The sequence below is a fragment of the Pseudomonas sp. LBUM1671 genome, from assembly GCF_059695685.1.
Genome location: NZ_CP166782.1, coordinates 3621997 through 3648016, shown reverse-complemented (window position 1 = coordinate 3648016; position 26020 = coordinate 3621997). Strand labels below are relative to the sequence as shown.

24 protein-coding genes and 2 pseudogenes are annotated in these 26020 nt (G+C 54.9%); 13 read left to right on the top strand and 13 right to left on the bottom strand.

Annotation, left to right across the window (positions count from 1 at the left end):
• Window positions 1-95: 95 nt before the first annotated feature.
• Both ACA060_RS16635 and ACA060_RS16630 read right to left on the bottom strand, forming a co-directional pair.
• Window positions 96-230, bottom strand: a complete 135-nt coding sequence (locus tag ACA060_RS16635) for a hypothetical protein (RefSeq protein ID WP_497311840.1) — start codon at window positions 228-230, stop codon at window positions 96-98.
• Window positions 231-278: 48 nt separating this feature from the next.
• The gene (locus ACA060_RS16630; RefSeq protein ID WP_497318278.1) at window positions 279-1001 is read right to left on the bottom strand and encodes a nuclease-related domain-containing protein; all 723 of its coding nucleotides are present in this window, start codon (window positions 999-1001) and stop codon (window positions 279-281) included.
• A gap of 425 nt (window positions 1002-1426) precedes the next feature.
• On the opposite strand from ACA060_RS16630, the gene ACA060_RS16625 reads away from it, so the two are divergent.
• Window positions 1427-2299 carry a TIR domain-containing protein gene (locus tag ACA060_RS16625; RefSeq protein WP_497311839.1) on the top strand — a complete coding sequence of 291 codons (873 nt, stop codon included), beginning with the start codon at window positions 1427-1429 and terminating at the stop codon, window positions 2297-2299.
• 43 nt (window positions 2300-2342) lie between these two features.
• Window positions 2343-4004, top strand: a complete 1662-nt coding sequence (locus ACA060_RS16620) for a P-loop ATPase, Sll1717 family (RefSeq protein WP_497311838.1) — start codon at window positions 2343-2345, stop codon at window positions 4002-4004.
• Window positions 4005-4111: 107 nt separating this feature from the next.
• Here ACA060_RS16620 and ACA060_RS16615 read toward each other — a convergent pair whose 3' ends face one another.
• From ACA060_RS16615 to ACA060_RS16600, 4 genes are all read right to left on the bottom strand, one after another.
• Window positions 4112-4384, bottom strand: a complete 273-nt coding sequence (locus ACA060_RS16615; protein WP_497311837.1) for a hypothetical protein — start codon at window positions 4382-4384, stop codon at window positions 4112-4114.
• 452 nt (window positions 4385-4836) lie between these two features.
• Window positions 4837-5280: a DUF6130 family protein gene (locus tag ACA060_RS16610; protein ID WP_497311836.1), complete on the bottom strand. Its 444-nt coding sequence runs from the start codon at window positions 5278-5280 to the stop codon at window positions 4837-4839.
• 655 nt (window positions 5281-5935) lie between these two features.
• Window positions 5936-6364, bottom strand: coding sequence for a hypothetical protein (locus ACA060_RS16605; protein WP_497311835.1), 429 nt, complete (start codon window positions 6362-6364; stop codon window positions 5936-5938).
• Window positions 6365-6407: 43 nt separating this feature from the next.
• Entirely contained in the window at window positions 6408-7685 is a 1278-nt protein-coding gene (locus ACA060_RS16600) for a peptidase MATCAP family protein (RefSeq protein WP_497311834.1), read from the bottom strand.
• Between the two features lie 166 nt (window positions 7686-7851).
• Here ACA060_RS16600 and ACA060_RS16595 point away from each other — a divergent pair, with 166 nt between their 5' ends.
• Entirely contained in the window at window positions 7852-9711 is a 1860-nt protein-coding gene (locus ACA060_RS16595; RefSeq protein WP_497311833.1) for an ABC transporter ATP-binding protein, read from the top strand.
• Window positions 9712-9895: 184 nt separating this feature from the next.
• Here ACA060_RS16595 and ACA060_RS16590 read toward each other — a convergent pair whose 3' ends face one another.
• Entirely contained in the window at window positions 9896-11029 is a 1134-nt protein-coding gene (locus ACA060_RS16590) for an aminotransferase class V-fold PLP-dependent enzyme (RefSeq protein ID WP_497311832.1), read from the bottom strand.
• A 339-nt stretch (window positions 11030-11368) separates the two neighbouring features.
• On the opposite strand from ACA060_RS16590, the gene ACA060_RS16585 reads away from it, so the two are divergent.
• From ACA060_RS16585 to ACA060_RS16575, 3 genes and pseudogenes are all read left to right on the top strand, one after another.
• Window positions 11369-12727, top strand: coding sequence for an MATE family efflux transporter (locus ACA060_RS16585; RefSeq protein WP_497311831.1), 1359 nt, complete (start codon window positions 11369-11371; stop codon window positions 12725-12727).
• A gap of 625 nt (window positions 12728-13352) precedes the next feature.
• The gene (locus tag ACA060_RS16580; RefSeq protein WP_109632419.1) at window positions 13353-14000 is read left to right on the top strand and encodes a hypothetical protein; all 648 of its coding nucleotides are present in this window, start codon (window positions 13353-13355) and stop codon (window positions 13998-14000) included.
• Between the two features lie 264 nt (window positions 14001-14264).
• Window positions 14265-14573: pseudogene (locus ACA060_RS16575) on the top strand (phosphoribosyltransferase); the annotation flags it as partial.
• On the opposite strand, the gene ACA060_RS16570 reads toward ACA060_RS16575, so the two are convergent.
• Entirely contained in the window at window positions 14568-15293 is a 726-nt protein-coding gene (locus ACA060_RS16570) for a hypothetical protein (protein WP_497311830.1), read from the bottom strand. The pseudogene ACA060_RS16575 and the gene ACA060_RS16570 sit on opposite strands and share 6 nt — an antisense overlap.
• A 406-nt stretch (window positions 15294-15699) precedes the next feature.
• Here ACA060_RS16570 and ACA060_RS16565 point away from each other — a divergent pair.
• Window positions 15700-15783: pseudogene (locus ACA060_RS16565) on the top strand (DUF2269 domain-containing protein); the annotation flags it as partial.
• Window positions 15784-15838: 55 nt separating this feature from the next.
• Here the strand turns inward: ACA060_RS16565 and ACA060_RS16560 are convergent.
• On the bottom strand, window positions 15839-16585 hold the full coding sequence (locus tag ACA060_RS16560; RefSeq protein WP_497311829.1) for an SDR family oxidoreductase: 747 nt from the start codon (window positions 16583-16585) through the stop codon (window positions 15839-15841).
• Window positions 16586-16767: 182 nt separating this feature from the next.
• Here ACA060_RS16560 and ACA060_RS16555 point away from each other — a divergent pair, with 182 nt between their 5' ends.
• On the top strand, window positions 16768-17337 hold the full coding sequence (locus ACA060_RS16555) for a YceI family protein (protein WP_497311828.1): 570 nt from the start codon (window positions 16768-16770) through the stop codon (window positions 17335-17337).
• 92 nt (window positions 17338-17429) lie between these two features.
• Here the strand turns inward: ACA060_RS16555 and ACA060_RS16550 are convergent, their stop codons facing one another.
• Window positions 17430-17888, bottom strand: a complete 459-nt coding sequence (locus tag ACA060_RS16550) for a hypothetical protein (RefSeq protein ID WP_497311827.1) — start codon at window positions 17886-17888, stop codon at window positions 17430-17432.
• A gap of 295 nt (window positions 17889-18183) precedes the next feature.
• On the opposite strand from ACA060_RS16550, the gene ACA060_RS16545 reads away from it, so the two are divergent.
• A complete protein-coding gene (locus ACA060_RS16545) occupies window positions 18184-19311 on the top strand; it encodes a GGDEF domain-containing protein (protein WP_497311826.1) in 1128 nt (375 codons plus the stop codon).
• Window positions 19312-19607: 296 nt separating this feature from the next.
• Here the strand turns inward: ACA060_RS16545 and ACA060_RS16540 are convergent, their stop codons facing one another.
• Window positions 19608-20048 carry a hotdog fold domain-containing protein gene (locus ACA060_RS16540; protein WP_109632412.1) on the bottom strand — a complete coding sequence of 147 codons (441 nt, stop codon included), beginning with the start codon at window positions 20046-20048 and terminating at the stop codon, window positions 19608-19610.
• A gap of 162 nt (window positions 20049-20210) precedes the next feature.
• Between ACA060_RS16540 and ACA060_RS16535 the strand changes: the two genes are divergently transcribed.
• The 3 genes from ACA060_RS16535 to mqo all read left to right on the top strand — a co-directional run bounded on the left by ACA060_RS16535 (window position 20211) and on the right by mqo (window position 23553).
• The gene (locus tag ACA060_RS16535) at window positions 20211-20846 is read left to right on the top strand and encodes a TetR/AcrR family transcriptional regulator (RefSeq protein WP_497311825.1); all 636 of its coding nucleotides are present in this window, start codon (window positions 20211-20213) and stop codon (window positions 20844-20846) included.
• 24 nt (window positions 20847-20870) lie between these two features.
• Window positions 20871-21581 carry a GNAT family N-acetyltransferase gene (locus tag ACA060_RS16530; protein WP_497311824.1) on the top strand — a complete coding sequence of 237 codons (711 nt, stop codon included), beginning with the start codon at window positions 20871-20873 and terminating at the stop codon, window positions 21579-21581.
• Between the two features lie 319 nt (window positions 21582-21900).
• Entirely contained in the window at window positions 21901-23553 is a 1653-nt protein-coding gene (gene mqo / locus ACA060_RS16525) for a malate dehydrogenase (quinone) (protein WP_497311823.1), read from the top strand.
• A 251-nt stretch (window positions 23554-23804) separates the two neighbouring features.
• Here the strand turns inward: mqo and ACA060_RS16520 are convergent, their stop codons facing one another.
• The gene (locus tag ACA060_RS16520; protein WP_497311822.1) at window positions 23805-24053 is read right to left on the bottom strand and encodes a hypothetical protein; all 249 of its coding nucleotides are present in this window, start codon (window positions 24051-24053) and stop codon (window positions 23805-23807) included.
• Window positions 24054-24233: 180 nt separating this feature from the next.
• Complete coding sequence (locus ACA060_RS16515; protein WP_497311821.1) at window positions 24234-25154, bottom strand: aromatic alcohol reductase; 921 nt, start codon at window positions 25152-25154, stop codon at window positions 24234-24236.
• A gap of 98 nt (window positions 25155-25252) precedes the next feature.
• Between ACA060_RS16515 and ACA060_RS16510 the strand changes: the two genes are divergently transcribed.
• A complete protein-coding gene (locus tag ACA060_RS16510) occupies window positions 25253-25666 on the top strand; it encodes a winged helix-turn-helix transcriptional regulator (protein ID WP_497311820.1) in 414 nt (137 codons plus the stop codon).
• Window positions 25667-26020: the final 354 nt, after the last annotated feature.

Genomic DNA, 26020 nt, shown 5'->3' with positions numbered 1-26020 from the left:
ACTGCTTTGACCTCTGGGCGCTGGGCGGGTTCGTTGGTAAATACCGGAGGCCGGTCGGATGATTTTCGGTTTTATTGCCTATGGGATCCGAGAATTCAATGCTTCTTCGCCGGGTAGTTGCCGCGCAAGCCCCCGGATTTGTTGCCGGTTTTGCTTGGCAGGTTTGGCACGACCGGGCGGGATCGGGGTTGAGGGTTGGAGCGGCTGCGGGGTTGGGGTTGTTTGCTCATTGTTCGTCTCCTGGCTTTCAGAGTCGCGAAGTGGCCTCTTGGTAAAGCTTAGTTGTTGGGCGCGATAGGCTGCATCGTCCGGCACTTGGGGAATGTGCTGCATCCCCAAAACTGTTGACCGGTCCTGGAACCGCTTTTGAACGTACGCACCACCAGCGCACTGCCGCAGCGCGGGCATTGGCGAGAGGCTGATGGATCGTTGCGCTGCTTCAGACGTTGCACATGCTCACGCCGGGTAGCGAGCGTCGGAGCCAGGCGACCTGTTTGCAGGGCATGCAACATGGCCGTCACCTGCGCCTCGTTGAACACCTTTTGCTGGAAAGACTTGATGTAACGGACCCAGCCACTGCCGCGAATGACATTAGCCGGCATCCTGGTCTTGAAGGTGCTCGGGCCGACAAACACGATCACCGAATGAACGTATTCCGGGCCGATACCCAGCACGGCTTGCAGCGCCTTCAAGTGCTTGTAGTTCTGATGGGCCGGGTTTTGGAATTGGAAGCGCTTCTTGTAGATCTGTTGCGTCCACTGAGCCTGCTGTTCACCACCGAAGATCCAGCCGCGCATGTTCTTGGACTCCAACACGAAAATGCCGAAGGGAGACACAAACACATGGTCGATTTGCGTGGAGCCATCCGGGGTGATTAGCGTGACGTCATGCAGACGGCGATAAACCTGACGGCTCAATAGAAAGTGCGCGAGTAACCGTACCAGCTGTTCACCGATCCAGCCTTTGAACAGGCGTGTTTGCAGCACCATCAACACCAGCATCAGCGGTAGGAGCCAAATCAGGATGTTGAATAAGGGTTGCAGGATAACGGAAGGGTTCACATGGCAGTCCTTTGCAGTGAGCGATGGGTTTCGTCGTGTTGTCTGAGGCTACGTCCCAGTAAAGCATTCCGGAGCACAAACAAAATGGGCGCCCGACAAGGCGCCCGTTTTGTTTGTGCTCCGCGGATAAAATTGGGCCGATTTAATCAGTCATTTTGCAAAGTGCAGGCTGCAAGTGTTGATATATGAACTACGATCTATCTCTGAGCGTCACTTTTAACGGCTCATAGGCGCTTAAACATAACTTGTTGAAACTGAAAGATAAATTAGAGCTTTGCAAAGTGTCTAGGTATAGGGTTGGTGGTTTGCTAGTGTTAATGACTTCATCCATGGCTTAGTGAAGGGGATTTATGGCTACGAAGCGAGTGAATCAGCAAATCAGTCCGCCTCCTTTAAAATTGATGAGTTCGCGCGATGAAGCAAAAGGAAGGCTCGGGGAGCGAATTGAAAAAGGGCTGGAGCTCAAGCAAAGGAAGGTCGATACGCGTGAGGCATACGATCTTTTGTTGAAAGATTATCAAAAGTGGGATGCATTCAATAATGAGTTGCTAAAGCAGCTTTTTAATACGGATGAGTTGGCGCAAGAGTATAGTTTTTGGGGCGTAGGTTCGATTGCAATGAGGGAGCCATCACTGGGTGAAAAAATTGCTGATGCTTATAAAAAGGTTGATGGAAAAATACATCGAATCGACTCAATAATAGAAAGGGTTGAACTTATTCCAATTGACGAAAATAAGGTGTTGGAATCGTTACAGTCAGCTGATTCTACCGCTGAAAAACAGCAGCGCTCCAAAAAAGTCTTCGTGGTACATGGTCGCGATGAGGTTGCTAAAACTAGTCTAGAGGTTTTCTTGCTTGAAGTAGGTTTGGAGCCAGTGGTGCTGCATAGGCAGGCAGATGAAGGGCTTACAGTTATCGAGAAGTTTGAAAAACACAGTGATGTAGGTTATGTATTTATTTTGCTAACACCCGATGAAGTAGCATATTTAGCGAGTGAGGAAGGAAAGCCGGATTCAGAGCGTAAAAAAGAGTTGCGGGCTCGTCCAAATGTAATATTTGAGTTTGGATATTTTGTGGGAAAGTTTGGGCGCTCTAGAGTGTGTTGCTTGTATACAGGTGATGTCACTCTGCCAAGTGATGTTAGTGGAATTATTTATAAAAAATTCAATGAGAGTATTGAGGAGATTGCTTACAGTGTGATTAAGGATTTGAAGGCGTCTGGATATAGTATTTCTTAAGTGTAAGATTCTATTCTGGTTTAATTTCCGAGGGCCGGGCATCATGGATGAGAAGAATTTAAAAATCACAAGAAATCTCAAAGTTGGTGCTCTGGATGCGGAAGCAGACGCAGATCTGCTAAACAAGTGCTTTATAGATAATGGGTATTTGGAACAGGTCATGGATGTTGATTCTCCCGCATCTATTATTCTGGGGCGAACCGGTTCTGGGAAGAGTGCGCTTCTTTATAAAATAGCGAAGACGACGCAAAAGCATGTGAAACTAGACCCTAATGATGTATCGGTTAGATTTTTGGAAAGCTCTGATATTGTTCAGTTTTTCGATGCTTTGGGTGTAAGTCTTGATCTTTTCTATCGCCTGTTGTGGAGGCATGTGCTAACTGTCGAATTTTTGAAGCTTCGATACGACATTAAATCAGAGAGCGACAGCAAAGGATTTATTGATGGGCTTTTTAGTTCGTTTAGTCGGGACGTTACAAAGAAAAAAGCTGTTGAGTATTTTAATGAGTGGGGTAATAGTTTCTGGCTCGATACTGATGAGCACTTAAAGGAAATTACAAAAAAACTCGAAACTGATACAAAGAGCTCAATTGGTTTGAAGTATGCCGGGATTAATCTTTCATCTGACGGAGCGCGCAGACTCTCTGAGCAGGAGCGAGTTGAAGTAAAGCAGAGGGCTAGTCAGGTTGTAAGTAGTTTGCAGATAAGAAAATTAAACGAGGTGTTAGAGCTTTTATCTGAGCACTCATTTTCTGATCCTCAGAAAAAATTCTTTATTCTTATTGATCATCTAGATGAAGAGTGGGCGGCAACTGAAACTAGAGTTAGATTTATTAGGGCTCTAATTGAAGAGATAAAAAGTTTTAGAAAAATAAGGCAGGTAAAAATCATTGCTGCGTTAAGAGAGGATCTTTTGGATCAAGTGTTTGATAAAACTCGTGATTCAGGATTTCAACAAGAAAAGTATGAGTCTTACTTGTTGAGTCTCAAGTGGTCAACTGAAGATCTGACGAATATGATTGAGCGAAGGATTAACGAGGTATTTAAGAGTCAATATACGAAGCAGCTAGTGAGTATTAATGATCTCTTTCCTAAACCTAGAAAGGGGGGAGGGCAAACTGCAATAGATTTCATAATTGAGCGCACGCTTAGGAGGCCTAGAGATGTACTTCAGTTTGTTAATGAGTGTTTCTCGATAGCTTATGAGCGTGAAAGAATATCTTGGAGAGCTTTGCTTGCTGCTGAGGCACAGTATTCCGAAAAACGGCTAAAGTCGCTAAAGGAAGAGTGGGGTAATGTTTTTCCAAGCTTCGATGAAACTGTTGAGGTTTTACGTAATATAAAAGCTACGTTCTCTAAATCCATGGTTAAAGACACTGTTTTAGAAGAGGTTATGATTTGTTTGAGTGCAGGAGATTCTCGTGACCCTTGCGTGGCAACAGTTAAAAAATACTATGAATCAAACAGCAGCGTTAAAGAATCTGACTTGTTGATTGCAATGCTTTCATGTCTATACAGAGTTGGAGCTGTTGGTTTGAAGGCTAGTTCCTTAGATACATATATTTGGTCGTACGTAGATCAGGCGTCAGTAACAAGAGGGGAAATTAAACGAGCGGAGCATTTTAAAGTCCATAAAATGCTATATAGATCACTCGATATTATCGTTGATCAGCATGAGATTTTTGATCCAGAGTTGGTTGACTAAGCTGTTTGTTTCGAGACGTCCGGAAGCAAATAATAGTGATACCGTAGAGCAAAGTGAGCTTTTTTGTCGTCGGACTAAAAACGGGCGCTTTCGACGCCCGTTTTCATTTACTCCGCCGCGTGCGCCCGCAAGCGTCGGCCGATCACATCCATCAAATCACAGCCATCGCGCAATGGAATGGCCAGCAGTTTGGAAAAGTCCGTCAACACTACCGTGTCGCAACCGAGCTCGGCGCGGAAGGCGATGTTTTCCAGCACCTGCGTGACAGTGCGGATGCGGTAGTCAGCCATGGCTTGCAGGACGTCGAGTGGTGCTTCGGTATCGATGAGCAGTGAGGCCGGAATCAGGTCGATTCCGGTGAGGGGCATGTATCTATTCATTTGAAGATCTCTGTTTGATTGGCTCAAGGCCGGCACTCAGTCGTCGCCAAACGATTGGGTGACAGCTGTGCGCAGGTTGGCGAACCGGCACAGAGAAAACCGGCAGACCCGAAGGTCTCCCGCGCACAGCCGCCATAATAGCGGCTTTGCGGGTGCGTTGACCCCTGCAATCAAGCGGATAGCCTTCGCATTCTCTATGGTCAGGTCGCCAAACCTGAATCGCCATTTTGGGCGACGGGGCGGACTATAAGCTTCATCGTGTTAGGCGGGCAAGGAGCCAATTCCGAGATTATGGTAGGAATTGAGGCGAGGATTAGCATGGCCATTAAACAAGCGATATGTGCCACCTCGAATCCATATAGCCCTTAAATCGTAAGGTGAGGAGGCCGGCCAGATGATTCTCAGATTTACCTAAGATGATGGCGTGACCGAAATAAGTCAGCCCCTTTGCTTCACGGCTTCTTCTCCGGAACCTCAAAACTCACCACCGTACTCGTCAAAATCTTATGACTAGGATCAGCCACCTCAAGAAGCACCTTGTGAGCGCCAGGAGTCAGTCCGACCAAAATAATCGGGTCTTCACTGGTGTGCGCCCAAGTACCTTTCCAGTCGTCGACGGTCACGTGAAGGTGACCGAGCCGTGGTGATACCTCAACAGCCGTTTTGCCAAATACCGGCATGATCCGGGCGTGCTCAGTTCGATACTGGATGATGACAACGCCGCGGGCCAGCGGCGCGGGGAGCGGCGGATAGGCAATGAGTTTTGGTCCCGTCTCAGACTCCACCGGGAGTATGGCCGGTGGCTGATGGGTGTCTGCTACCTCTTGACCCCACGCGGCTGTGCAAAAGAAGGCACCCAACGCAAGGGCGGATAGATTTCTGAGAGCGAGGGGCATGGGTTTTTCTCCCGCGTGATCTCATTCAAGGCTAGATCAAACCGGACAGTTGTCTATGCCAAAGCTGCCACGCTCTGCGGAATAGCCAAGTAGGAAGGTGGTGTTGAATACGGGCCTTTTATTAACTGGGATCGGAGAAAAACAGCCAGTGAATGGAGCGACGCAAAATGAGAGCTAAGCTTCCTTCTACTGTCGGGCTTATTGAGCAGATTAGGCTTTGCGGCCATGGCGTCTAACCGCCTTCAGCGGTCACCACGTCGTTACAACTGCCAACCCGATCTTGAACGTCAGCCCTTCACAACAGCCTCGGAGGGGAGCCAATGAAACGTTGCGCAATGCTCGTCGCGATCTCTTTGCTGACCACTGCGTGTCAGAGCACCAATGACAATGGCGTCACCCGACTGGACAATTGTGTCTGCTATAAGTCGTCCGAAGCACAACATTTGCAAGCCTCGCAAATGGCATGGCAAGACCCCGAAACGTTGCAGAAGCAATTCTCACATTGCATTTGCCGAGCCTTGGTTGACCTGAAGAAGGTCGATGATCCCGGTAAACTTTTCGTACCCGGAACCGAGATACGAACGGAACTGAAATAAAACAACATCGGAACAGGAGAGGTGGTCTGGCGTGCGAAACAGGCCGTAACCGTCTGGGCTCAACGTCCATATTCAACGTAGGGCCCCAAGTCGAAACCTTGCGTATCCCAGTTGATTCGATAAACCACTTCTTTCCCTGACTTGATCTTGGCCACAACCGTTTTGATCGCGGCCCCCGCACATAATCCAGACTCGGCGAGCCCGGTGCTGAGATTCACTTCACCGGCCGGCAAAAGGAAAGATGCCTTTTGACCGGGACCTATCTTGGCGGCGCGCTGACCCTCAATGTAAAACATGGCGTCACACCCCGCACCGACAAACCCGTCATCACGGAGAATGGTCAGGCGTCCCGGGTCTTCCGTACCCTGGCTTTTGATCGCGTACATCTTGTCGGGCGGCACTTGCCGGGCATCAGAAACCCGCATAGGTGATGTTACGCACCCGCCCAAGGCCAGCAAGAGCGCTCCCGTTGCGATAGTCCTTCGCATGATTTTTCCCTCCTGAAACAGGGCGAATGTATCGGTACCGTGATCACATCGCGCTGGCATTGTTTTCGTGTTCATCGGCAAAGGCCATGAGCACCTCCAGATCGAGCACATCCAGTTTTATCTGGGCGATAAAAGCGGAGAAGGCCAGGTTGGCGGCGAGCAGACGTAGATCGCAGGCCCAGGCCGGTAGGTGGGTTGGCCCTTGCAGCCAGCCGGAATCGAACAGAGGAGCCAGGCGTACGGTGTCCGCCAGGCTGAGGCGTCCCGCAAACAAATGACCCACCAGCTCGGGTCGATTGTCGCGGATCGCGATGCGCAGCAGGGTGTGGACACCCAGCAAACCTGTCAGGTAGGCGGCATCCTTGGTAAACGCCGAACCACCCCGCAGGCTGGCGCCACGGAAGACCCGCTGGGTTGAGCGGAAGGACTCCTCTTGCGACTGGCCGGCGGCAAGAAAACCCTCGAATACTTGTATGAAATCGGCGCCATCCAACGCTTGCTGAACTGCCAGCACGCGCAGGGCCAGGCGGCGCAATCGGCTGATGTCCATACTGCCAGTGAACAGTTCTGCGAGGGTGGCAATGCCTTCCTGAGTTTGAGTCGTGCGTGGCGCTCCCAAACCCAGACTTTTGAGGTTGGGCTGGAGCGCGCCATTTTGTGCGGTAGCGACATGCACGAAGGCCTCATGCTGCAATAGCTGATTCTTGTCCAGTTCAGAGAACAGTGCGCCGCTACGCAGACGAATGCGGCTGGACCCGGCGATTGCCTTGGCAGCCAGGGTCGGATCGAGTACGACCGTGACCCGGCCTTCGCCGAAGAAACGGTCCAGTTCCGGCTGCATCCAGGCGGCGAATGCCTCGGCCGGGATTTCAGCCTGAGTCGGTGGAATCCGGGCACCACCCAGCAGGGCGTCGGTGGTGGTGAGAAAGAAATTGGCCGCGTCCAGCATGCTGAGATTCTGGTTCGGATAATAGAAATCCGGGCGCCGGTACAACGCGGATGAATATTGAGTGAAGGCGGGCGTGCCAATCGCACCGAGCATGCGTCCGGCCGTGGCATAACTGCGCGCTGTCATGGCGAGGTAGTTCCCGGCCGGATGCCCCTCATCGCAGCGGCCAATAAAGGTTTCCAGGGCGGCGATGTCGGCGCTGTGCTCGCGTGGGTGCTGCTCGATTTCAGGCAAGGCTGCTTTCCCTGCGCGCCAATGCGCCAGGAAAACTTCCTCGACGCCAACCGGCCAGGACAGGGCATCCAGTACGCGGATCTTGCGCGCCAGACCGGGTAGCGCGGCATCCAGTTCAGACAGGGGGGCGCTGCTCATGGAGTCTCCCTTGAACGACGAGGTTCATTAGAAAAAGCTTAGCCGCTGCAACGCATTGCGTTGTCGCGGCCTTGTGCTGTTCACGAGCGACCTCAACGTCGCAAAACCCTCAAGGCAACCGATCAATGGCAGAATCCCCCTCAACTTGATCGTTTTGGAGACCACCATGCTTCGTGCGTTTGAACGAAGACTCGACCCTTTTCCTCCTGACGAGGTACCGCCGCCGCCCGAGGGCCTGGCTCGCTTCCTGTGGGCCTGCACCCGGGGCGCCCGCGGTTACATCCTTGCACTGGCGCTGCTCAGTGCCGGTGTGTCGATTTACGAAGCCTGGCTGTTTTCCTTCCTCGGGCAGGTCGTGGACCTGCTCTCGACCTGGCAGGCCGGCGGTGAAGCGGCAGAACAGGAAAGCCGCGTGTTGTGGGGCATGGGCATCGTCATGGTGGCCAGTGTCGGGCTGGTGGCGTTGCGCACCATGGTGCAGCACCAGATATTGGCGATTAACTTGCCGTTGCGGCTGCGCTGGGACTTCCATCGCCTGATGCTGCGACAAAGCCTTTCGTTTTTTTCCGATGAGTTTTCCGGCCGAGTCACGACCAAGGTGATGCAGACGGCGCTAGCGGTGCGCGACGTGCTATTCACCCTTATCGAGATCGCACCCGGGATCGGGGTGTATTTCATCGCGATCATTGCACTGGCCGGCGGCTTCGCTCTGAAACTGATGCTGCCTTTCCTGGCCTGGATCGTGTTGTTCGGGCTGGCGATGCTGTACTTCGTGCCCCGTCTGGGAAAAGTCGGGCAGGAACAGGCCAATGCGCGGTCGATGATGACCGGGCGTATCTCGGACGCCTACACGAACATCACGACGGTGAAGCTATTCTCCCACTCCAATCGTGAAGCGCACTTCGCGCGTGCGGCGATGGAGGATTTCAAGCAAACCGGCTTCCGCCAGATGCGGCTGGTCAGCCAGTTCGAGATCGTCAACCAGGCCTTGGTGGTGGCGTTGATCATGGCAGCCGGTGGTTATGCCCTGTGGCTATGGCATCAGGGTCAGGTCGGCGCAGGTGCCGTAGCGGCAATCACTGCCATGGCGTTGCGTATCAATGGCATGTCGCACTGGATCATGTGGCAAATGACCTCGTTGTTCGAGAGCATCGGCACTGTGCAGGATGGCATGGCGACGCTGACCCAGGGCGCCAAGGTGCAGGATGCGCCGGACGCGGGCGTGCTGGTGACCTCCGGCGGGGCGGTAACCTTCAGCAATGTGAGCTTCAACTATAATGGCGAACGCCAGGTGCTCGATGGCCTGAACCTGAACATCCGCCCAGGCGAAAAAATCGGCCTGGTTGGCCGCTCTGGCGCCGGCAAATCCACGCTGATCAACTTGCTGCTGCGCTTCTATGACGTCGACAGCGGGGAGATTTGCATTGACGGCCAGAACATCGCACACGTGACGCAAGACAGCCTGCGCGGCTCCATTGGCATGGTCACGCAGGATACCTCCCTGCTGCACCGTTCCATTCGCGACAACATCGCCTATGGCCGTCCCGATGCGACCGACGCGCAAATTCGCAGCGCCGCGGCCAGTGCCCAGGCTGATGGGTTCATCAGCCAACTGAGCGACCGGCAAGGTCACACTGGCTACGACACCCTTGTGGGCGAGCGCGGCATCAAGCTGTCGGGCGGCCAGCGCCAACGCGTCGCGATTGCCCGGGTAATGCTCAAGAACGCCCCGATCCTGCTGCTTGACGAGGCCACCAGCGCGCTGGATTCGGAAGTCGAAGTCGCCATTCAGGAAAGCCTTGATGAAATGATGCAGGGCAAGACCGTGATCGCGATTGCCCATCGGCTGTCCACGATTGCGGCCATGGACCGGCTTATCGTCATGGATGACGGGCGCATCATCGAACAGGGCACTCACACCGAATTGCTTGGGAAGAACGGTGTTTATGCGCGGCTTTGGCACCATCAAAGCGGCGGGTTTCTGGGTGAGGATAAGGGCGTGGTCGAGGCTGTGGATCAGGTGTGAGGGTCGATCCAGGTCATACAGCCGCCCCGTGAAAGGTTTTATTGGAAACCTTTTCTGATTGCGCTGAAGGGCGCCCGTGTCAGCAAGACGCATGCACGGGCTTCCCTTATGGTGCTGACATGACGTCCGGGGATGCCTTCCGTGAACTCACAAGTTCGGTATGTGTTGCGGGCAAGATGAGGGCTTAGTTAACCATCACCTCGTTCAGTGCCTGCTGGAGGGTGCTGACCGTGCGCTCGATATTGTGCAGCTTTTCGAGTCCGAACAGACCGATGCGGAAGGTTTGGAAGTCGGCCGGCTCGTCGCATTGCAACGGCACTCCCGCGGCGATCTGCAGGCCGTGGCTGGCAAATTTCTTGCCGCTCTTGATGTCGGCATCATCGGTGTAGCTCACCACTACGCCAGGGGCTTGAAAGCCGGCTGCGGCCACGCTTTTGATGCCTTTGCCGGTCAACATTGCGCGCACCCGGTCGCCCAGAGCCTGTTGTTCGTCGCGGACCTTGTCGAAACCGTAGGCTTGCGTCTCTTTCATCACTTCGTTAAATCGCGCGAGGGAATCGCTGGGCATGGTCGCATGGTAGGCATGTCCGCCCTGTTCGTAGGCCTGCATGATCTGTAGCCACTTTTTCAGGTCGCAGGCGAAGCTGCTGCTTTGCGTCTGCTCGATGCGCTCGAGGGCCAAAGAACTGAGCATCACCAGGGCGCAGCAAGGGGAGGCGCTCCAGCCTTTCTGCGGTGCGCTGATCAGCAGGTCGACTGCGCATTTGTGCATATCAACCCAAAGCGTGCCTGAGGCGATGCAGTCCAGCACGAACAGGCCACCCACCGCATGCACGGCGTCGCCGACGGCCCGCAGGTACTCGTCGGGCAGGAGAATCCCCGATGAGGTTTCAACGTGGGGGGCGAAGACAATCTGCGGTTTCTGCGCCTCAATGGCTGCCAGCACTTCGTCCAGAGGGGGTGGGGCGTAGGCAGCCTGACGACCCGTCTCGACCGGTCGGGCTTTCAGCACCGTGGTGGCCGCCGGGATGTTGCCCATCTCAAGGATCTGGCTCCAGCGATAACTGAACCAGCCGTTGCGTATCACCAGGCATTGCTGGTCGGTGGCAAACTGTCGCGCCACCGCTTCCATGCCGAATGTGCCGCTGCCCGGGACCACCGCAACAGCCTGGGCGTTGTAGACCTGTTTCAGGGTCTTGGAGATGTTCTTCATCACACCTTGAAACGACTGCGACATGTGGTTGAGCGAGCGGTCGGTGTAGACCACTGAGTACTCGACCAGCCCCTCGGGATCGATACTGGGATATAGCTTGGACATGGGTGACTCCTTTGGCAGAGATGTCAGTGGTATCGACCCTGCCCTAAGCCTTGGCAAATGACAAGATTGCTCGGGATTGAATGGCGACTTCTGTCGAGCGGCTGGTATCAACCCTGGCTGACATAGCCAATCAATAAATCGGCTGACAATGTTTACGGGTTCCAAGTATGAGGTGCGATGTTCGCAAGGCGTAGAACCGGCAAGCATCTGGTTGAAGCGGGAACTACAGAGGCAACGGCAACTTCATTGATTTTAAATCTTCGAAATCGGAGCGCGTTGGTGTCGGCTCCCTAGCGTAGAATTTGCACACCGCCAGCCCCGCCCCGAGACGGAACCTCAATGCAAACCCCCACCACTCAACACCCCCTCTGGAAAACCTACCTCCTTTTCCTCGCTCCGATGGTCCTCTCCAATTTCCTCCAATCCATGTCGGGCACGATCAACAGCATCTACATCGGCCAAATGCTGGGCGTCCAAGCCCTGGCGGCCGTCTCCGGCATGTTCCCCATCGTCTTCTTCTTCATCGCCCTGGTCATCGGCCTCGGCGCGGGGGCGGGTGTGCTGATCGGCCAAGCCTGGGGCGCGCGTGAACCGCATCTGGTGAAAACCATCGCCGGCACCACTTTGCTGCTGGGCGCAATGATCGGCCTAGTGGCGGCGATAGTGGGCAGCGTCTTCGCCAGGCCCGCCCTGCAAGGCCTCGGCACACCGCCCGACGTGCTCGACGACGCGGTGTCCTACGCCCACGTGATGATGTGGATCATGCCGTCGCTGCTGGTCTACGTGCTCTTCACTCAACTGCTGCGCGGGGTGAGCGATACGGTGTCGCCGCTGATCGCGCTGGTGGTGTCGACGTGTATCGGGCTGGCGCTGACGCCGGCGTTGATTCGCGGTTGGTTCGGGTTGCCGATGATGGGGATTCAGAGTGCGGCGTATGCCGGGTTGGCGGGGAATTTGTCGGCGATGGGGTGGCTGGCGTGGCGGTTGATTCGCAAGGGGCATCCGTTGGCGCCGGATCGGGAGATGTTTGCGGCGATGCGCCTGGACCTGGTGATTCTCGGCAAGGTGTTGCGCATCGGCTTGCCGACCGGGTTGCAGATGGTGGTGTTGTCGGTGTCGGAGCTGGTGATCCTGGCGCTGGTGAATCAGCACGGTTCGCAGGCGACGGCGGCGTATGGCGCGGTGACGCAGATCGTCAATTACGTGCAGTTTCCGGCGTTGTCGATTGCGATCACGGCGTCGATCCTTGGTGCTCAGGCGATCGGGGCAGGGCGCCTTGAGCGAATGGGGCCGATTCTGCGCACCGGGCTGTTGATCAACGTGTGCCTGACCGGTGGCCTGGTGGTGTTGGGTTATCTGCTGTCGCACTGGTTGCTGGGGTTGTTTCTCACGGAGGATTCCACCCGGGCGAAGGCTGAGCATCTGTTGCACATCATGCTCTGGAGTCTGCTGGTGTTCGGCTTCCAGGCGATTGTCGGCGGCATCATGCGCGCCAGCGGTTCGGTGCTGGTGCCGATGGCGATTTCGATTTTTTGCGTGGTCGGCGTGCAGTTGCCGGTGGCGTATGTGCTGGACGCGCGGTTCGGGTTGGAGGGCGTGTGGATGGCGTTTCCGGTAGCGTATCTGGGGATGCTGGTGTTGCAGACGGCGTATTACAAAATGGTCTGGCAGCATCAGAAGATCGAGAGGTTGGTGTAGGGGAGCGACCCCAACGATCTGTCCCTGATTGATGTCCGGACCTGCGACGCAAGTTCCGCCAGTAATCAGGTCTTCACTTTTCTCGGCGAGTGGAATGGTAAAAGTATGACTGTTTCAGTGGCAGAAGTCCTAAATGCGAGCAGATCGTTATTGCACTTTTCGTAAGTAACCTAACAACTAATGGATCCAATGAACACTATTGGAAATCCCTGTAATTCACTAGACCAGTTGTCATGGGGCTGACAGAGAAGTTGATACGTTAGTACCGGCGCGTGAGACGTTCACAATAACCGCCGTTTGTCGGTGCGCTGCTCAAAAAATGAACATTCCGGGATCCCTGGCCTCTGATCCTGCAGCACGTCACCCAAGACCTGCTCCTGCAGCCGCAGAAAAGAAGTGGAAAATTAACCTCATGTGCATTGAATGCTAATGGGGATTTTTTTACCCGAAATTCAGGAGGCAACAAATAAGCCGGTCATTGATTTGCCAGGCGAACCAATGGGCTAAGCAGTGCCAAGTCGATGAGTTGGCATATCTTATAAAAGTAAGATCGCGCAGGGTTTCGAAGAGTTTAATACCCTGTTTAATATCGATCTGTACTATCGAATAAGGTGGAGAAAGTACCGTGGCGATAAATACAATCATGAGCCTGCTCGAAAATAAAGAGTGCATGGAATTTTTGCGATTGGGCGTTATTTACGTTCATTTAGTGTCGTGTTGTGTGGCCATTGGTTTGGTATTGACCAGTGATGTTGCGATGGTCAGAGACTTGTTAAAACGAAAAACATTCACGGAGCATGATAATGCTCACATGGAAAGTCTGCAGAAGTCGGTCATCGCTGCATTGATAGCGTTGTGGGTGACGGGTGCCGCTATCATCGGTATTGATTACCTCGAAAAAGGTATGAATTATTTTATGAATCCGAAGCTTCACGCCAAAGTAATTATTGTCGTGTTGCTGAGTTATAACGGCCTCATGTTGCATCGCCTGGTACTGCCCTCGCTGCAAAAGGCCGGCTCGTTGCTCAATCTCGGGTTCAGCGCACGGATGATGGCGCTGTTCTGTGGCTCGCTGTCGGCCGTGTCCTGGATGTATGCGGCCATGCTGGGTGTCGGTCGCCCGTTGGCCTGGAAATACTCTCTCTCAGAACTGTTGATGGCATATCCGCTCCTGATTGCACTGGGCTTCCTAACGATGCTGGCATTGACTCAGCGTCTGAAAACACAGGACGCCATCGTTATTTCTCCGGGGACAGTAGCGAGCGCACGATAGGCCGGTTCACTGCGTAAAACTTGCGGGCTTGTCCTGAGCCTGAAAAGCGCGACCTTCTTAGTGCAGGTGATCATAAAAGCCTGCATCAAGGAGGTCGCTTGGTTTTAAGTAAAAAGGCCGCATGCTTCCAGGTATTCAATACCTCTGTGAAGAGCCCTGTATGAGTTTCGCGCTGACGCCGCGGGTAACTCAGGTCTGAACTTGATGCAAGCCGCTGTCCGACCAACAATCCTGAGTGACCCGAGCCGCGAACCGACAGGCGTGATCGCCTGGGAGGTTTTCCAATGGCCCACCATCCTGCAGGACCGGGCCGCTGTCGGTCGGCGTCTGGTGGAACCGTTGCGCAAATACGCGCATCGCCCTGACGTCATCATCCTCGCCTTGCCCCAGGGCGGAGTGCCGGTGGCTTATGAAGTGGCTGCTGCGCTGGAGATCCGCCTCGACCTGATGCTGGTGCGCAAGCTGGGCGTTCCTTCCCATGAAGAGTTCGCGATGGGCGCGATTGCCTGCGGCGGCATCCAGATTCTCAATGAGGACGCGCTACGTGTTCACCCGATTTTGCGTGTGTTATTTACAGACTGCGCCAAGTACCCATTCCCACCACGTAATGCCTCCAATTTGCTCATTCCCTGTTCTTCTCATGTCCACAACTATCGTGTCTTTCCAGTAATGAAACCAAGTCAATAAATCATATGGGCCATCTGTGATGTTGATTACTTTTTCATTTTCTGTGAATTTTTTTCCACTCAGGTAGTACTCGCATGGTTCTTTATGAGATGCACTCCATAGCTTTCTACCCAGTGCTTCTTTTTCTATGTAGGTTTGCGCGTTGGTTGTTTCTACAATCTCACGAGTGATTGTGTCAGTTCCACCCATTGCAAGAACTTCATAGTTAATGCTTTTGATGAAATGTTCTTTTGCAAATTCAGGTATCATGTTTTTCAGTTCTTCGAAGCTAGTGTTGTTAATGTCCACCATGATTTCATAATATTGGTGTATTTCATCTCCTTCGCAGAGGATGAGTTTTATTTTTGCAGGTTTGGGATTTAATAGTTTGCCCGCTGGGATGGCTTTCTGGTAGCTGAACATTTGAGATGAGCTGACAAAAATATTATTTATGAAATACCAACCCACCTTAGTGTGAGCGTAACAATTATGCCACTCGCCCTCACCGTCTTGGGGGCTGGAATCTGAATCGCGAACTTCCACAACTTGATTCTGATTTCCCCATTGAGAGTGGAAAGCTGTTTGGGTGCGAGCCCACTTATTATTTGAATTTAGCCGTTCGCTCATAATTTGAGTTCCTTTCGACTACAGTTGTGAGTGATTTGTCGCAACGTACTGTTTAAGGGTAATCGAGGTTAGACTTGGAAGAACCTGTAAGAACTGACAGTTGTTTAGTCGATTTTTGCCGGGGTTTATCTATTTTATGGGTGCTTGGTTATAAGGAAGCCCCATTATTGTTTGTCACTTCGCAAGCGTCTAATACCGAAAATGAGGCGCAGTTAATTGCGCAAGCTGCTTGCCTGCCCATTCGAATTAAGCAAGGCTCTGCCGCTCCCGGTTTCGGGCGGTTGGTTACACGATCTGGTCAAGGAAAGCGTTGAATGACACTCAGGGTAATAGTGATCGGTGGCTACGGAAATTTCGGCAGCATCGTTGGCAGGCATTTAATCGCAATGCCAGGCGTAGAGCTGGCCTGCTGATGAAAGTGTCCGGGCTGCCCATGAGCAGGGAATGGATCCTGACCTCATTGATCATTTTTCTGTGCGTGGGCTCGCTGGAGGCGGTGGTCTAGCGCAACGGCCACGCCTTACCATTTGATCTGGCGTTGTCGCCTAGTGGCTCTCAAGCCAGTCCTGAAACCGCGTCGCACCGATGATCGGATTGGCGCCTGGTGTCAGCGACTGGTCATTGATCGACGCACCAAAGTAAGGAACCGTGTCGTCCAACACGGTCTGGCGCGGGTCCTTTGTATGCTTCAAGTAATCACTTGCGAACTTGATGAGGGGTCGATTTTCAGGGCCGGCCACTTCGACGGTCTGATTGACCGGCGCTTTCAGCGCGATGTCCGTGAGTGCCGCCGCGACATCGGTCGAGGCCACCGGTTGCAGCGCGGCGGACGTCAAGTGGATGGTGTCGCCTTCCTCACGCCCGGAGTGAGCAATGGCGTGGATGAACTCGAAGAACTGCGTGGCCCGCAAGATGGTGTACGGAATGCCTGACTTCTTGATGAGTTTTTCCTGGGCCATCTTCGCCCGGAAATAACCACTGTCGAGCATCCGTTCGGTGCCGACCACCGACAGGGCGACATGGTGTTTGACGCCGTCGATCTTCTCCGCCGCGATCAGGTTATGCCCGGCGGTTTCGAAGAAGTGCAACGCCGCGTGGTCCTCGAAGGAGGGTGAGTTCGACACGTCGACCACCACGTCCGCGCCTTTCAACGCCTCCGTCAGCCCTTCGCCGCTGATGATATTGACGCCGGTGCTCGGCGATGCCGCCAGGGCTTCATGCCCCAGGTCCTGCAGGTTCTGGCAGAGCTTGCTGCCGATCAGCCCGGTGCCACCGATGACGACGATTTTCATGTTCAGTCTCCCGATGCGATGAGTGCTTGATTCATTAAATACCTGCGCGGGCGGCCGCATCGGGCGATGAGTCGCGTTGGCCGACAGGTGGTCGGAAGTCCAGGTCCGAGGTGGAATAAACAAAGGTTCTTTGCTTTAGTCCACCTATCGCTGGCCCGCGTGGGCCACGACTGGAGCGCTCCATGAATTCTCGATTCCCGTCGTTTTCCGTACTGGCTGCTGCGCTTGTCTTCGGCTTTTTTCCCTGTGCCGAAGCGGCCGAATACACGCAAGTGAATGAAACCGCCAGCATGATCTCATTCACCTACAAACAGTTCAGCTCGCGGGTGTACGGCACGTTTGGCACGTTCAAGGCCACGCTTGATTTCGACACGGCCAACCCCGAAGCGGGCCACACTGCGCTCACCATCCAGCTCGAGAGCATCGATGCCGGCAGCGAAGACGCCAACACCGAACTGCAAAAGCCTGCCTGGTTCGACACGCAGAAGTACCCGGATGCGACGTTTGAGTCGACCGGCGTGAAAACGCTGGGTGACAACCGCTATTCGATCACCGGCAAACTCACGCTCAGGGGCGTCACCCGTGAGGTGGCCGTTCCAGTCCTGCTCAAAGAGGAGAACGCCATCGGGATCTTCGATGGCCGGTTAACGCTCAAGCGTAGCGATTTCAAGGTCGGCGAGGGTGAATGGGGCGACACCGTCGTTTCCGACGACATCAATATCCGCTTCCGGATGGTTGCGCCGCAGCAGTAATCAAGCGAGCTCACGGGGATAAAGCTGCTCATCGAAGCTGTTGCACACGCTAGGCTGGATCGCCATAAAAGGGAAACAAACCGCAGCCTGAACTAACTACAGGCGTCCGCCACCGCCTTCTCGGCGCGTTCAATTTCCTGCTTGATGTCCGTGCTTATCCGCTGTTCCTTGAACTTCTGTTCGAGGAATTGCTGGCTCCCCTGGTTTTTCAATTCCGCATCGGTGGCGGCGTCCTGCGCCTGCAACTCGGCGGCGTGGGCGTCTATGACCGCTTCAACCTCTGCATCATTCTTCGCGTTATCCAGGGAACTGACCAATTTGCCGACTTCCGCCTTCTCTGCCTCGGCATAAGCATCAACAGATAATCCGGCAGCCATCGCCCGCGCGCGAATTTCCACTGTTTCCTTGTGTTCCTTCGCTGCCTTGCACACCGCATCCCGGCGTGCGCGCTCGCCAGCGTCCCACTCTATAAATCCATAAGTCGTCACACCGATCATGGTCAGGGTAACGATGGCGCTGATAAATTGGGCTCTCACATTGCGCAACCTCAACAGTCAAGGGGCTCCCCCCGTATTTGTGATTATCGCCCGATTCCATTGGAGGCTTCAAAAGCGTAGCAGGACGAACGCGTTGCACGTTGGCGATGGATGCCATTTGGCTTGATGACTACGAGACGTTAGAAGCGCACTTGTGTGCTATTACTTTTCTGACGATGGTCACTGAGGCCATCAGGGGGCGCATTAATGTGAATGTGCAGGTACCCATGTGTCGTAATGGATTGTTTGCCTGAGTGGCAGGGTGCCACAATCGCTTCTTTTGTCGCAGCATCATGATCAGGCGGATCAAATGGGTGGCCCAGGATTTCGGCACGACCAGGATACTGTCATCGCAGCGCAGGTGCGCAGTGATCGATTGCATCAGCTATTCCACCAGTCATTCCCTGCGATTTTCGGCAGTTTTCTCGCTGCAATCATGTTGTGCGGACTGTGTTGGGAGCGTTTTGACCACCGCGTCATTTTTACGTGGATCGGGCTGCTGACGGCGTCGTCGTTGCTGCGCATCCTGATGTTCGTTGCCTGGTTTCGCTGCCCGGAGAGTGAGCGCACCCCAGAACGCTGGGAGCGCAGATACTGGTTCACGTTGATGTTGTCCGCCAGTATCTGGGGGGTGGGCGCTTTAGCGGTCATGCCGGCAAACGACCTGCTGGCCCAGGCGTTGGTCATGCTTTTTGCCGTCGGCATGTCGGTCAGTGCGGTGTCGTGTTATTCGTCCTATCGATACATGACGTTGGCGTCCATTGGCCTGGTCTTGTTGCCGTGTACCTTCTGGCTGCTGTTCCAACCGTCAGCGATGCAAATCGGCATGGCGCTGGCCGTTATTGTGTTCGCCTCATTCGTGGCCAGCGCGACGCGCAAACTGTCCGAAGCACTGGAAACCGCCTTCCAGCTAACCCGCGAAATGGAACGCGCCCATCGCATTGCCACGTATGCCGCCCAAACCGACGAACTCACCGGCCTGAAAAACCGCCGCGCTTTTTTTCAGCATGCCCAGCAATTGTTCCATGACTGCAAACAAAACCGGCTACCGCTGTGCGCGGTGATGCTGGATATGGATCACTTCAAGCACATCAATGACACCTATGGGCATCAGGTCGGCGATCAGGTGTTGCGGCAAATGGGCGTGATCATCAACCGGTCGTTTCGCGATACCGATGTCTTCGGCAGGCTGGGCGGCGAGGAGTTCGCGATCCTGCTTCCGAACACCTCCATTGAAACGGCCCTGCATATCGCCGAACATCTTATCCAGTCGATCGGTGGGTTGATGACCGGGCCTGTTCATCGCATATCGGCGAGTCTTGGGGTTGCAGCGATGGAGAGTGGCGACAACGATCTGCAAAGTTTGCTGAATAACGCGGATAAGGCGCTGTATCGGGCCAAGGCGCGGGGGCGGAATCAGGTGGCTGTTTCGGAGTAGGGGTGGGTGGCGTCGATTGAAATGAGCTACGACTGGTAACTTCTCAACTCACGTAAAAGCCTTCGGCACCTAAAAAGCACCGAGGGCCTTCGCTAACACACAGAGCTTGAGCCTGGTGAAACCCTGTGGCGAGGGGACTTGTCCCCGTTCGGCTGCGAAGCAGTCGCAAACCTGACGACACGGTTAGGCTGAAGAACGCAGGGGGCCGCTTCGCGACCCAACGGGGACAAGTCCCCTCACCACAGGTCATGTGTTCACAGCCCCTTTTCTAACAGGCAGGCTTTTCTTGAGGGTGTTTAAGCGAGCTTCACATTCATGGTGATCCGCGCCGTGAACACCTTCTTGCCCTCAGCATCATGAATATCCACCGGCACGATCTTGTCGCCCTCAGTCTGCCAATCCACCGCCTCACCATCGGCCACCGCCGTCACGTTTGTTTTCGCCTTGGCCAAGTACTCAACCGTCATCCCTTTCGGAATCCAGCGCGCACCAGCGGGAATGGACACGTCAGTCATCGTCCCGGCAGCCAGTTCGGCGGCGTTGCACATCGCAATTGCGTGAACCGAGCCCAAGTGGTTGGTGATCTCCTTGCTGAACGGCACCTGCACCGTGGCATGGCCCGGGCGCAACTCGGCGATCAGCGGGTTGATGGTGCTGAAGTAGGGTGCTACCTGGCAGGCCATTTTGCTGAACGCTTGCGGGCCAGCGCTGTTAAACATGCTGAGAAACTGACTCATTTTGAAGCCTCGCTGAGGGATGGTTTTACAGAATTATCTTCCGTAACAGAATAATGTTCTGTTACGGAACAGTATTCTGTCGCGATGAAATCTGTCAACCTAGCGCAGCTTTCTCACCGGCAGCCGCCTGCCTTGTCATGAATTTTCTGGCCTGTATCCCGCATGGAAACCGCAGATCTACTCGAGCGCAGCTACCCCGGCAGAAGAGCCGAACTCAAGCGCGACATCTTCAGAAAAGCCCTGGCTCTGTTCAACGAACAAGGGCTCGAAGCCACGACCATCGAAATGATCCGCGCCGAATGCGATACCAGCGTCGGTGCGATCTACCATCATTTCGGCAACAAGGAAGGCTTGGTGGCCGCGCTGTTTTTCACCGCGCTGGACGATCAGGCACTGCTTCGCGACAACTACCTCGCCGAGGCACAGACGACGGAAGAGGGCGTGCACGCGCTGGTCCACAGCTACGTCGATTGGGTGGACAGCCAACCCGAGTGGGCGCGTTTCCAGTACCACGCACGGTTCGCCGTCACCAAAGGCCCGTTCAAGGAAGAACTGGCCAGTCGCAACAAAACCCGTAACCAGAAGCTCGGACAATGGCTGGCAGAACCCGGCCGGCGCGATGAGCTGCGAGCGTTTCCTGCTGAATTGCTGCCGTCGTTGATCATCGGCCAGGCTGACAGTTACTGCCGCGCATGGTTGTCGGGGAGGGTGGTCGCCAGTCCGAAGGCCTACAGGGCATTGCTGGCAGAAGCGGCGTGGCGATCAATCTGTGACAATACCCCCGCCGAAACCCAGTAAAGCGATCCCGGAGTCAGAATTTCAATGCCCCAACTCACCCACTTCGACGCCCCGTGCCCGGAGCACATCAACAGCCAGATCCTGCAGATGGTCGTCGACAACCTGACCGACATCAGCATGGTCGGCATCGCGCCGAGCAACCCGCTGTACAACGTGTATCAGTACACGGTCGGCTACGAAGTGCACCTGTACCTGGAGGCTCTCGGCGGGGGCAAAGGCATCGCGGTCGAGTTGATCGTCGCCACCGACGATGAAGCCCCTGAAAAGGTCATCGGCTTTGTGCTGTACCTGCCGGTCAAGGACGATCCCGAAGCGTGCGGCGTGGCCTACATGGCCGTCGATTCGGGTCATCGTCGCCGAGGCGTCGCGCGGGCCATGTTGCAAGACATGGTCAGCCGCTACCCCCACGCCGAACTGACCTGCACCGTCGCCAAGGTGCCGTGGTTCGAATCGATGGGTTTTCAGGTGCTGGGCGTGCGCGGCACGCAGGTGCTGATGAACACCCACGACCACAGTAGCGAAGGCCTGATGGGACTGTTGGATGTCACATTTATCTACAGTTCTTTAGAGGTCCGGCAGATACATAACTACTTGCTGCAAAAACACGGAAAGCGCGCAATGGTCGATGCTGAAAAGCAACGCGACCGGCATCTGGACCAAATGACCCACAACGCCAAGGTGTTTGTGCTGAATCGTTTGGGCCGGGACGCGGCGAACGAGCCCCGTCTGGACTAGACTCATAAGTCCTTTTGGGAGCGCGCGGTCGTCCAGCCATGATATTCTGCGCGCCAACTTGGTTTGACCTATTCAGTTTGCACGTCCTTGAGACGTGCCAACAGGATCAATGTCGCTCAAGTAGCTGAAGCCAATAATGATAAAAAGTCAGTTCAGTAGGGACATATAAACTGAGGTCGATGGAGACACGTCGGCCTTGTGTGCCCACCCTTCGATTCTTGTTTACGAGCACCCACGACGTCCTGCCTGAAGGTCGTGAACCAAGGGGCCGTGAGCGAGAATTGGAAGGGCGGATGGCGTTTTATCATAGGTGCTACAGATGTTTAAGAAAATGAACACGGCCCTGCTGGGGCTGGCTTTGTCGATGGGGATCACGTCCGTTCACGCGGAAGAGGCAAAGAAAGTCGATGTACTGCTGATCGGCGGCGGCATCATGAGCGCGACCCTGGGTGTCTGGCTCAACGAGCTGGAACCTGGCACCTCGATGGAAATGATCGAGCGCCTCGACGGCGTCGCCCTGGAAAGCTCCAACGGCTGGAACAACGCCGGTACCGGTCACTCCGCCCTGGCCGAGCTGAACTACACCCCGGAAGACGACAAGGGCAACGTACAGATCCCGAAAGCCGTTGAAATCAACGAAGCGTTCCAGATCTCCCGTCAGTTCTGGGCCTGGCAGGTTCAGCAAGGCGTGCTGAAAAACCCGCGTTCGTTCATCAACTCCACGCCGCACATGAGCTTTGTGTGGGGCGATGACAACATCAAGTTCCTGAAGAAGCGCTACGAAGCCCTGCAAGCGAGCCCGCTGTTCGCCGGCATGCAGTACTCCGAAGACCCGGCTGTGATCAAGAAGTGGGTTCCGCTGATGATGGAAGGGCGCGACCCGAACCAGAAAATCGCGGCCACCTGGAGCCCGATCGGCACCGACGTCAACTTCGGCGAGATCACCCGCCAGTTCGTCGCGCACCTGCAAACCACGCCGAAGTTCGACTTGAAACTGTCTAGCGAAGTGCAAGACATCACCAAGAACGACGACGGCACTTGGCGCGTCAGCTACAAAAACCTGAAAGACGGCAGCAAGTCCGAAACCGACGCCAAGTTCGTGTTCATCGGCGCAGGTGGCGGTGCACTGCACCTGCTGCAGAAGTCCGGCATTCCTGAAGCCAAGGAATACGCAGGCTTCCCGGTAGGCGGCTCGTTCCTCGTGACCGAGAACCCGACCATCGCCGAGCAACACCTGGCCAAGGCCTACGGTAAAGCCTCCGTTGGCGCACCGCCAATGTCGGTTCCGCACCTGGACACCCGTGTCCTGGACGGCAAGCGCGTCATCCTGTTTGGCCCATTCGCGACCTTCAGCACCAAGTTCCTGAAGGAAGGCTCGTACCTGGACCTGCTGACCACCACCACCACGCACAACGTGTGGCCAATGACCAAGGTCGGCATCAAGGAATACCCGCTGGTCGAGTACCTTGCCGGCCAACTGATGCTGTCTGACGAAGACCGCCTCAACGCCCTGAAAGAATACTTCCCGAACGCCAAAGCCGAAGACTGGCGCCTGTGGCAAGCCGGCCAACGCGTGCAAATCATCAAGCGTGATGAAGCTGCCGGTGGCGTGCTGAAACTGGGCACCGAGATCGTTGCTTCCGCTGACGGTTCGATTGCTGGCCTGCTGGGCGCATCGCCGGGCGCATCGACTGCAGCACCGATCATGCTGACCGTGCTGCAGAAAGTGTTCAAGGACAAGGTCGCTTCGCCAGCCTGGCAGGAAAAGCTGCATCAGATCGTGCCGAGCTATGGCACTCAGTTGAATGGCAGTCCTGAAAAGGTTGCGCAGGAGTGGGCTTACACCGCCAAGGTGCTGCAACTGACTCCGCCGCCGGCGATTGGTCAGGTAGCGGCTCCGGCTGCTGCTCCGGCTGATGCTGATAAAGCGAAAGCGCCGAAGGCTAATGCTGCCAGTGATATGGCTTTGTAAGTAGACGCGTAATCAGAAAAAGCCCACTGATCGGAGACGGTCAGTGGGCTTTTTTGTGGAGGAGAGATTCTCAAAGGGTAAATTCATCTGGGCCCACATGTCTGCGTTCGGCTCGCCCGCGGATCACCGCCGGCTAGCGATTTCAGCCAGCACGTGGCTAATCAAGCCTGAAATGTTACGGCTATTGATAGCTATTGAAGGCAACACCGCTTGAGGAAGCTAGGGCGTAAAGCCCTAGCAGATAGCAGATGTCACTTTTTCTTTTTCGCCGGCTTTTCTGCCTTCTCTGATTTCTTAGCCTTCTCTGGCTTGCTATCAGCTTTCTTTGCAGATTTCTTTGGTTCGGCATCTTTTTTCTTGTCTTTCTTTTCGGAAGATTTCGAAAGAGCCGAGGCCGCAGCTGATTTTTTTGCCGGTGAAGACTTTTTGTCTTTCAAGTCCTTGCTGGCTTTCGAAGCTTCACCTTTGCTTTTCTTCTCGTCTTTAGCCACGTTGACCACCTCTCGGAGTATGCCGGTATTAGCACAATGCCTGTGTGAATATCACAAGCTAGTCATTAGGCGAGCGCGTACAAAAGCGGTTCAAATTTTTTTATGCGTTGAGATTGGCTTTGGGGGGGGGCGCCGAGTTCCGCAAGCGGCGTCAGGGTGCTGCTAACTGACATTGGCAACGCTGTCCGGTCAGAGCAGATGCTGTTCGATCCATTGTGCAACGGTGGTGGTTTCTATTTGCCGTTCGGCGTTGTAGGTGCGGGCCTTGTCCCAGGCGACGCCGTTGCCCTGCGCGAAAACCGCCCGGTATTGACGGGTAGGATCGCTGGGGGCCGCGGCGAGAGCGGCTCTCAGCGCAGGTACCGTCCATTCGACGCGTTCGACCGTTCTGTCGAGCAAGCGGTCTACAGTGTCGGCTAATTGCCCGTAGGTGAGGGTATCGCCAGCGGTGTAGATCACCCGGTTGACCAGCGTTGGCTCGAACAAGATCGAGGCTGTCAGTCGCCCGATGTCCTCCGAGGTGGTGACTGTCACGGCGGTGTCCCAACTGCCCAAGGCGCGTATGGTGTTCTGGCTCAGGTCGACCACGCCAAACGAGGATTCGAACAGGAAGCTGGTGAACATCCCGGTAGAAATGATCAGCCATTGCACGCGAGACTGGTTGCGCAGCAATTGGCGCACGTCCAGTTGCTCGTCAAACAGGTCTTGCGGGCTACCCCGGCCGATTACGTCGTAGTCCACGCCGAACTGCCATGGCACGAAACGCTTCACATCTGACTGCAACGCGGCGCGGGCCAGTTTGAGTTGCGTCCCGGCACCGGCGACGAAGCCGAGGCAGCTGACGAGGGTGTCGAAACCGCTGAACATCGCCGCGAGCTGATCCTCGGAGTCATTGACCGCATCGCCCGGCAGCACCTCGATGCCCAGAGCTTGCAGTTCCAGGAGAGTTTGGTTTTTATCTGCGGACACGCTGTCGAGAGTCGAGGGACGCATCATCACCGTGATGCTGGCGGCCGACCGAGCAGCTAGCTCGCGAAGTACGGCCATGCCGAGCTCGCCGGCGCCCAGAACCAGGATGTTGTCGGGTTTTGCAGGGTTGTGCGGGTGCATGTGTAACTCCCAAGGAATCATCAGTCATCTGTGTTTTTTATCCTGGCACCATTGGTTAACGTTAAAAAGAAGGCACACGCGTGATACCGCATAACGAAATGAGTGAAGAAGAGATCATCCGCCAGTCCCGAGCCGTGTGCGATGCGCTCAGTGCAGAGGACGACGGGCTCAAGCGCGAAGTGCTGACACACGCGGGCAATCGCTGGTCGCTAGGGATTGTCCATACGTTGGGAGTCGCAGGAAGATTGCGTCACGCCGAAATCGGCCGACGCCTGCCGGGCGTCACCCAACGCATGCTGACCCGTAGCCTGCGGCAACTGGAGCGTGATGGGTTGATTGCGCGTTTCGACCACGGCGAGGTGCCGCCACGGGTCGATTATGAACTGACCCCGTTAGGTCGCAGTTTTCTGGCGCGTATGGTGCCGTTGTGGACTTGGCTTCTGGAAAACGCCGAGGGCTTTCGCACCGCGAGAGTTTGCTTTGATGCTGAAAGCCAATCTGGCAAACCATAATGGAACCAGACAAAAGACTTCGCCTTGTTCGCAATTGAGCCAGTCTGGCTTACCGCTTTGGACGATTTCTGCCTGTCAACATGGCGCCGGCCATCCAACAGATGATGTCCTTGGCGGAGTTGTCGGTGCATCGGGCGTCAAGGTGAAATAGGTGCAAACCTATTTCAGGGCTAGACATGAATCTCAACGCTGCTGATTCACGGAAATCGCGCAACTAACGTGGTTTTGTGGCAAGGGAGCTTGCTCCCGTTGGGCGGCGAAGCAGGCCTGAACAAGTTGAACTCACTCATCGCCGTACATCAACTCCAAGCCCGTCATTGCAAATATCGGTCGTTAAACTTATTGCATTGTTGA